Origin of the sequence: Capsulimonas sp., assembly GCF_039929585.1 — a bacterium.
Classification (GTDB): Bacteria; Armatimonadota; Armatimonadia; order Armatimonadales; family Capsulimonadaceae; genus Capsulimonas.
Genome location: NZ_JBDSQY010000015.1, coordinates 1 through 7802, shown reverse-complemented (window position 1 = coordinate 7802; position 7802 = coordinate 1). Strand labels below are relative to the sequence as shown.

Here is a 7802-nt window from a genome sequence, read left to right as displayed (position 1 = left end):
CATGCCGACCATTTAAGGTGTGAGGATCCAACGGATTTGACCATTCTCCGCCCTCGATACGGATTGCATTTAGTGTAGCGAACTGTCTCACTTATTATAGACACAGAGGGCATTGGGATGGATTTTTAGAGTACGACCATGCACCGAAGTCGTACATTGCTCCCGAAGCGGACAGCCCTCGCAGTGTTCATCAAAATAGAAGGTCTTGCCACCGTCTTTGTGCTTCGTGTAGTCATTGCTGATGTGTCCGGCTGGGCAGGTCACTCGATCGTTATTTAAATCGATCTGAAACTCGTTCTTGCCGAAGAGGCCGCTCGGAGGCGATGGGACTTTGGCGAACAGAGTATGCTTGCTGTCGGCGAACTCAGACCGGGTCTCGGCGCCGCCATAGGCGCAGTCGCCCAAGAGCTCACCGATGGGAAGGCCGACATTCTTCTGCGCCTCCTCGACTTGCTTGAGTGCATCCGTGGCGTCGCCGGCGTTGCCGCAGAGTATCGCGCAGCTCAGAACGATCCCGCTGCCGGTTTCACAGACAACCGAGGACTTGTGGCCATTAAAGCGCTTGCTCGCGCTTTTGCGTCCGTGGCGCTGCTCGGGATCCGTGGCCGAGGGAACACGGTCCCGGACGGTTTCTTGCTTGATGGAGGCCTTCGTTTTGCCGGGATCGTTCGGATCAGACTTCTCCTCCACGTCTTGCAGGAGAAGCTGGCTGAGCAGTCCGGCGCTTTCGACAACACGTTTGGAGCCGCCATCGGCGATCTTGAGCAACCGCCGCGCCTGCTCGACCAGAGTGGAAAGAAAGGCGTCGCGTTGCTCTTCATCGTTCCAATCGACCACCACTGTTCCTTTGATACTCGGCTCGGACAGATCCGTCAGGCCGTTGCCGTCGAGAAAGTCGCGGATGGCGCAGCCGGCGTCGCGAGCAAGGGCTCTTGCCAGTTGGCGCATCGCTTGGGCCAACAGATTGTAGGTGTCCTGCACGGCTCCGCGTCCCAGCATCGGCTTGGTGTCGATGGCGGCGGTGATCGCTTTGCCCTCGATCAACCCGGACGCTTTCGCCTGCTCAATGCTGCGTTTGAGAAGGGTGCGGAACTCTTCGTGCAGGATCAGATGGCTGCGGAAGAGCTGCAAGGTGCTCTTGGCGCACAGCGCTTCTCCGGCATGGCGTCCGAGCACGGCCGCCCATCGCAGATCGAACATGGAGCATTCGATGGCGCGCTCATCGGAAACGCCGTCATGGGTCTGCAAAATGAGCATCAGCGCCAGCTGCGACGGCGGCACGCTGGGGCGGCCGTTGGAGGAGTGGTAAAGCGGGGCGAACTCTTCGTCTTTAAAGTGGCCCTTTTGCGCGGCAACCGCTAGCTGATAGTGAAAGCTCTTGGGCTTCATCTCCAGCGGCCAGACGTTGCCGACATCGAAGAGACTGTAGTTGGCGGGGCGTTTTCCGATCACGACAGGGAACCTACCTGGTAAGATGGTGATATTGGTAGATTCGACGCCGCCGATTCTAATTCCTTGCTAAACTAAGCAGGCAAGCGGACTTTTCGGCCGCGCTTCTAGGAAGTCGCGGGCGCTCGCCAGATGGATCGTCGCGCGCATCATTGTGGCGCGCACCGCCATACGTTCACGCAGCAGACGGTGCAGATCCTCACGCTCGAATGAAGCCAGCCGCGTCCACAGCCCAAGATACGGCGGCTTCGCTTCCTGCGCCTGCATGGCGGCGAGGTGCTCGATGGCCTCCAGCGCGGTCGCTTCTTCGCGTCGCAGCAGCCACTGGCGCGCGAGCAAGGCGCGGTTCAGTTGGTCTTGTGTGAGAGTATCCGCCGGCAAGGTCATCCATGGCTCGCTTTGAGATTTTATGCTCGCCGCTTTGAGCGGGAGAATATCCCATTAGACACACATGGCGTTTTCCCCTGCGCCAATACGTCATGGGGGCGTAGTTCAAATCTCCGACGCCTGGGGCGTTGCCCCAGGCTCCGATTGGGTCGCCCCTTCAGGGCTAAAAATAAGGACCCGTCTTCGACCACCCTCTTTAGCCCTGAAGGGGCGAGCTATTAGGAGCCTAGGGCAACGTCCTGGGGTGTGAACGCAGAGGCATACGCTTGTCTGCCTGAAATTTGAATGGCTCCCACCTTATGGAAACCGCACACGCGATTCAATGGCTATTTGCCGCTCAGTCCCGATTTGACTGCCTGCCAGAACGAGGGGTCTTCTTTACCGAGCGCCCACACCGAGACCCCGTTCAGTTTTCGCGATGCGGCCAGCTTCGCCTTCTGCCGGATGCTTGTGGCGTCTTCATACCAGATGACATGGTTGTCACCGTCTTTGACATATTCAAAGTGCGGAGAGCCCGAGGCCGGGTCGCGCAGCGGCGTTGCTTTCGTTGTCTCGATCAGCGCGGGGATGTCTTTCCAGGAAACATCAATACAGGTCTTCTTGGTGAGGTTCCAGTCATAGCCGTAGGCGGCCAAACCGAGATTGATTTTCGAAGCGGGCATGATCGAAAGTGCGTATTTCGTCGTGTCCGTTACCCAATCGATGCTCGCGACTGCTCCCCGCCCAGACCACGGCCCATGCTGATCGTAGGCCATATACTGGACAATATCGACGTCGCGACCGATGCTGCGCAAATCGAATGCGCCCGACCAGGAGTTTGTCGGGTCGTCCTTCGTTTGTGTCGGAACGGAGATCACCGTTTTGAACCCGGCTTGACGCATGCTCGACGAGACTTGATGAACGAACGCCGTGAACGCCGCGCGATCCGCGCTCGGCACGCCTTCGATATCCAAGTTCACTCCTGTGTACCCATTGGCTCGGATCAGCGCCAGGGTATCCGCGATCAGCCGGGAGGTTGCAGCGGCGTCCGTGATCACGCTATGGGCAATCGCCGAATCGAACCCAACGGCGCCAAAATTCGCCAAACACACATACGTCTTCATCTTGCGAGATTTCGCTGCGGCGAGCGCCTGGACCGGAACATCGCCGCTGATCGACCCATTCGCCGCCACCTTGAAGGTATCGGTCGATACCTGATTGAACGATCCGCCGAAATTCTTCACGGAAGTGTCCGCGTCCGCATTCGCGGTGTAGTATCCCAGAACAACTGGAGCGGCGTTCGCGGCGGGAACTACCGAGCCGAGCAGCACGAGAGTGAAGGCGAAATTCTTAATATTCACAACGGGACTCTTTTCAAAATTCTTATAGAAGACGTGTGAATATATTAATACAATATTGGATTTTTGTCAAGACTTCTAGGTTTTATGTGAATCGAGCAAATGTGTTATGATAAGAGGACATTGAGATAAGTGGACATGCGATGCAAATTCTGATGGTAATCGGCGGACTTTTGCTGCTGGCTGTTTCTAGTGTCTTCGATGATTCCGCGCGCCGAGATTGCCGGCATACGAAATCGCATGGTATGCGCCGAACGCCAGCAGCAGCCAGATAAGTCCGTACCACCAATGGAGCTTGCCATGGGTGATCATGGCGATACCGACCGCAGCGTAGACCGGCGGATGGAGCGCGCCGCCAAGTACGGGAATCATACCGATCGCCCCGCCTTCACTCTCGTATGACATCGGTAAATAGGATATTAACCACAAAACGGCGATGGTTAACAGTACCCAGCCAAAAACCACCCAATAGGTCATCTCACATTCCTTTCGAAGCATCGTTCTCATTGCGGACAGCGCAGTTGACGCACTTAATGTAAACGAAACAATAAGAAAAAGGTTTCGCATGTCTACATCAGAAAATTCCGTAATGGATGAGGTTGAGGCGTCTCAGCCAGAGGGTCGAGCGGGGAGCTGGCTTTGGATCGTGCTGCCGGCAGCGATTTACGTCTTGGCGCTGGCGGGACCGGGACACACTCTGTGGAGCGGTTTGGCGAAGATATATGTGGGGATGTCGGCGACCACGCTTTTGATGACCTGCGCGCAAGCCATCAAGGCGTCCCTGCAGAAAGTACACAGCTGGGACGCCTCTGTCGGATGGGGCCCCTGGTTTGCTCGTGTGCGTCTGGGAAGGATTCAGCTATTCTGGAGATTGTTTCCGCTTGCGAGTGCGGTCTTTCTCGCCGGCGATCCGATGGCATGGCCGAAGAACACTACGACGTGGAAATCGATCGGTCTGGATGTATTGCCGCTAGCTCTGTACTTCGGCGTCGCCTGCGCGCTTGTCCATAAAACGCCTTCGCAGATCCTTCATTCCGCCTTGGGTCTCTTTTCCTCTCAAGAGCAGTTGGTGAATTTGACCCAAGTGTCAGCATTTGCCGACAGTATGTCGCTGCTTTGCCTCATGAACTTTGTGCTGACGATATTCATAGGATTCGTCATTATGCACGCCGCCGCCTCTGTCCCGACGGAGGCTTCAACCTCCCAGCACGTTTCCTGATTTCGTGAGCGTCAGGAGATGGAAACGTGCAGAGCCGCCTTGATTGCTGCCCGAATCCCCTCAGTCATCTGATCCAGCGGCAGCGACGGCTGGCCTTCGGCGGCGTGTTCGGTGGACTGGGGGATGTGGATAAAGCCGGCGGCGCAGTCGATGCCGTGGGTCTCAATGTAGCGCAGGGTTTGGTAGAGGATGTGATTGCATAGAAAGCTGCCGGCGTAGCCGTGGCGACGCACTGGCAGCTGAGCGCGCTCTTCGATGGCGGCGCAGATCTTGTCGATGGGGAGGGTGGAGAAATAAGCGGCTGGGCCGCCGCTCTCGATGGGGTGGAGCGCTTTCGATCCCTCGGAAATGCGATGGTTCACGGCGAACATCTCGACATCAACCGAGCCGGTTCCGGCGCTCAGCCCCAGGCAGATCACGGAGGCGGGATGCAGCTCTTCAATGGCCGCGAAGACGCGCCGCGTGTCTTCCTCGAAGACCACGGGCAGCGTCAGGGCGACGACCCGGGCTCCTCCGATCACTTCTCCGTTCAGGCGCTCCGCGATGAGCTGCGATGGATTGACCGCATTGCTGTGAAACGGCTCGAATCCTGTCAGTAGTATTGTCTTCATGTGCTGGGACGGCTTTTCCTAATTTTTGATCAACGCGGTCATCACCGCAATCTCCGTCATCTCGTTCTCTTCCAGCGAATGCAATATTCGCTTCAAATAAGCTGGGTCATGCTCGATCGCTTTGGCGAAGGACTGGAACAGCTTGACGATTTGCGGGAAACCGAATGACGATTGGTAATATGCAGACATGCCGACGAGCAAGCTGCGCAGCATGGCGAAATGAGCGGCCATCAGCACAAATTCGCTGTAGACGCTCTTCTCTTCGTAGTAGACGCTCTTCTGCGGCCCAAATGGGAATAGCAGCTTGAAGACGTAGTTGACGAGGTAATTTTCGAAGATGTACTCATGCTGCTCCATGAATGGCTTGTAGTATTGCTCATATGCGTCCGTGTAGCGTGATGCGGCTTCATCGATCGTCGTGTCCGGAGTGTATCCGACGCCTTGCATGCACTCGTAGTAGCAGTCGATGAACCGATGGCTGACGCTGTCCGAGAAAATCCGATGCTCCATGGACTGCGCCAGGAAGTTGAACTGAAGGGCGGGGTGAACTCCAATCCCTGCGAGCGTTTCATCGAAGAGGCGCTGGGCGATATGACCCGAATAAGATTGAATCAGATCGGGAACGCCGTCGGTTGTCTGATCCACAACCAGCTGGTTGAGCTGATCGCAGAACAGACCGAGCATGACCATTCGTTCCCAGACATCGTAAGCGCGATTTTGCAGCAGAGAAATCACGAACTGCCGCACTTCCCAGAAATAACGGTAAGGCTTCGACGATCCCGTCACATCCGCACTGTTCAATACGGGGAAGTCCGTGAACCGTTCGTCCTGTTCCTCGGTGATCTTGTCGAACTTCATCGGCTCGGGATTGAGCAGGACGGCCCTGGCGGCGGCTGGGCAGGAGAGATAAAGAGATCGTTCGATGACGCCGTCGACCGTACTCATCGCGCGTGGAAACATCGAACAGGTGCGGGAGAGCGCTCGTTCGCCAAGGATCTGCTGGATCGCGCAAAGGCGGTCGTCGGTGAGAAACGGGCAGTGGCCATCCTTGACGACCACCTGCGCATAAGTAGCGTCGTTCACGGATGCCGGGTTCAGCGCGATTCCTGTTTCGATGATGGGCTTCAGCTTGGGGTGCTCGCACGCCTGATATTTGCCGTACGTATGCTTATCGATCACGACGCCCATACCCGCGCAGCACGTGTCTTCGCAGTCGGAGCCGATACAGCGAAAATCCGCAAAATATCTCGGCTGCAGTAATTTGATGGGGCGAAGCATGACCGACTCCTTTGTGGCCGCATGACTGTCAGCAGGATTTATTCTTACCCAGTGTGGCAGTCGCCAAATCTGTTTTGAAATCCCAGTATATGGGATGAGGCAAAGTGTGTCAATATAGTCTTGCGAAGGCCGGGAAGGAGCGAGATTTGGACACACTATCAATCGACGGTGACGGGGAGGAGAGCGGCGTGCTGGGAACGCGTATGCCGCGCCGCCGTTTCCATCAGATCGTTTTTCTGATCGCCGGGTTTTATAATATCGGCTGGGGGCTGTTCTCGGCGGCGCAGCCGCAATGGCTCTTTCGCTTCGCACATATGGCGCCGATCAACTACCCTCAGATCTTCGCGTGTCTGGGAATGGTTGTCGGCGTATATGGAATTCTCTATTGGGAGGTCGCGCGCCGCCCCGAACATGGCTGGCTGATCGCGGCGGTCGGAATGCTCGGCAAAGTGCTCGGCCCCCTTGGCCTGGCGCAGCTCATTCTGACGCATCAATGGCCGCTCGCCACAATCGCCCTCTGCGTCACCAACGACTTCCTCTGGTGGATCCCGTTTGGTCTCTACCTCTACGACGCCTGGCCATGGTTCAAAGCCACGCTGTCAAAGTTCGGCGCTCAGTCCTGACTTATTCTTCCGCCCCGATCAAGACCGCCCCCTCTGGGATAAAGTCGCGTGCTTCCAGGCCGCACAGCGAAACGACGGTGAGCGGCAGGCTGAGCACGGCGGAAAGGGCGGCGTGACGTTCCCGTTCTGTTTGAAATCCGAAACGGAGTGCGGTCAGCGGAGCTTGGTCGCCGACGCCGGCCTCAATACACGCATCGATGAATTTTGGCGTGAACTCTTCCTGCATCGTCGCCGGCAGCATTTGAAACGCAAGAGCGAAATGCGAGGCTCCGTGATGTGAGGGGGAAGTCGGTTCGGCAACGCCTTGCAGTAAATTGCGGATCTCTGTCTCAAAATCGGGGATTTCTCGATCGGCGCCTTTGGACTCGCGAAGAATGCCGTCGAGCAGAGAAACCCAGTCGCTACTCACTCCCCATGTTTTGCAGAGCAGACGGGCATTTCCGCCTTGGGGCGCGTTGGGAAGCTTCTCCCGGCCGCTGAAGTCAAGATAGGAGGGGCAGGAATCATATTCATCCAGGATTTCGCCGTCGGCAATAAGCTGATACCAGAGAACAGAGTCGTCGTAGTTGTGCATGGCTAAAGCAGGACAGTCGAATTGCTGAGACATTAAGCGTGCGTATTGCTCGATGCGGTCTTTCATCAAGCAATTTCCGGAGGAAAAAATCGCGACCCCATTTTCCTGGGGCGTGACGACGCCAATCTCGCCTTGCGTTTCGAAGCAGCTGGCGATTTCCGCCTGAGACGTTCCTTTGATAGCGATGTTATAAGCATACTGTAGTTTAGCGGTTTTACCGCTCTCTCTTTTCCTGGCTCACATGGCCTCCGCCATCTGATCAGATTTATTGCGACTTTGCTCGTTCTCGATGGAAGTGTCAAAAACTCCATCTTGATGCTTGGC

The 7802-nt window shown here is 56.4% G+C and carries 9 protein-coding genes; 2 read left to right on the top strand and 7 right to left on the bottom strand.

Annotation, left to right across the window (positions count from 1 at the left end; translation table 11 throughout):
- Positions 1-87: 87 nt before the first annotated feature.
- From ABIZ35_RS00760 to ABIZ35_RS00745, 4 genes are all read right to left on the bottom strand, one after another.
- Positions 88-1452, bottom strand: a complete 1365-nt coding sequence (locus ABIZ35_RS00760; protein ID WP_348217965.1) for a transposase — start codon at positions 1450-1452, stop codon at positions 88-90.
- Between the two features lie 66 nt (positions 1453-1518).
- Positions 1519-1836 carry a crosslink repair DNA glycosylase YcaQ family protein gene (locus ABIZ35_RS00755; RefSeq protein ID WP_348217964.1) on the bottom strand — a complete coding sequence of 106 codons (318 nt, stop codon included), beginning with the start codon at positions 1834-1836 and terminating at the stop codon, positions 1519-1521.
- A gap of 326 nt (positions 1837-2162) precedes the next feature.
- Entirely contained in the window at positions 2163-3176 is a 1014-nt protein-coding gene (locus ABIZ35_RS00750; protein WP_348217963.1) for a glycosyl hydrolase family 18 protein, read from the bottom strand.
- A 186-nt stretch (positions 3177-3362) separates the two neighbouring features.
- Positions 3363-3545, bottom strand: a complete 183-nt coding sequence (locus tag ABIZ35_RS00745) for a hypothetical protein (protein WP_348217962.1) — start codon at positions 3543-3545, stop codon at positions 3363-3365.
- A gap of 193 nt (positions 3546-3738) precedes the next feature.
- Here ABIZ35_RS00745 and ABIZ35_RS00740 point away from each other — a divergent pair, with 193 nt between their 5' ends.
- Positions 3739-4392 (top strand): hypothetical protein, encoded by a 654-nt coding sequence (locus tag ABIZ35_RS00740; protein ID WP_348217961.1) that lies wholly within the window; start codon positions 3739-3741, stop codon positions 4390-4392.
- 11 nt (positions 4393-4403) lie between these two features.
- Here ABIZ35_RS00740 and ABIZ35_RS00735 read toward each other — a convergent pair whose 3' ends face one another.
- Together ABIZ35_RS00735 and fliB are read right to left on the bottom strand one after the other, a co-directional pair.
- Entirely contained in the window at positions 4404-5003 is a 600-nt protein-coding gene (locus ABIZ35_RS00735; protein ID WP_348217960.1) for a pyroglutamyl-peptidase I, read from the bottom strand.
- Positions 5004-5021: 18 nt separating this feature from the next.
- Entirely contained in the window at positions 5022-6281 is a 1260-nt protein-coding gene (gene fliB, locus ABIZ35_RS00730) for a flagellin lysine-N-methylase (RefSeq protein ID WP_348217959.1), read from the bottom strand.
- A gap of 146 nt (positions 6282-6427) precedes the next feature.
- Here fliB and ABIZ35_RS00725 point away from each other — a divergent pair, with 146 nt between their 5' ends.
- On the top strand, positions 6428-6904 hold the full coding sequence (locus ABIZ35_RS00725; RefSeq protein WP_348217958.1) for a hypothetical protein: 477 nt from the start codon (positions 6428-6430) through the stop codon (positions 6902-6904).
- 1 nt (position 6905) lies between these two features.
- Here ABIZ35_RS00725 and ABIZ35_RS00720 read toward each other — a convergent pair whose 3' ends face one another.
- Positions 6906-7544 (bottom strand): hypothetical protein, encoded by a 639-nt coding sequence (locus ABIZ35_RS00720; protein WP_348217957.1) that lies wholly within the window; start codon positions 7542-7544, stop codon positions 6906-6908.
- Positions 7545-7802: the final 258 nt, after the last annotated feature.

What these genes read in the sequence shown, in the direction of transcription:
- ABIZ35_RS00755 (WP_348217964.1), bottom strand. Translation starts at nt 1,836, where the DNA reads ATGACCTTGCCGGCGGATACTCTCACACAAGACCAACTGAACCGCGCC.
- ABIZ35_RS00745 (WP_348217962.1), bottom strand. Translation starts at nt 3,545, where the DNA reads ATGATTCCCGTACTTGGCGGCGCGCTCCATCCGCCGGTCTACGCTGCG.
- ABIZ35_RS00740 (WP_348217961.1), top strand. Translation starts at nt 3,739, where the DNA reads ATGTCTACATCAGAAAATTCCGTAATGGATGAGGTTGAGGCGTCTCAG.
- ABIZ35_RS00735 (WP_348217960.1), bottom strand. Translation starts at nt 5,003, where the DNA reads ATGAAGACAATACTACTGACAGGATTCGAGCCGTTTCACAGCAATGCG.
- fliB (WP_348217959.1), bottom strand. Translation starts at nt 6,281, where the DNA reads ATGCTTCGCCCCATCAAATTACTGCAGCCGAGATATTTTGCGGATTTT.
- ABIZ35_RS00720 (WP_348217957.1), bottom strand. Translation starts at nt 7,544, where the DNA reads ATGAAAGACCGCATCGAGCAATACGCACGCTTAATGTCTCAGCAATTC.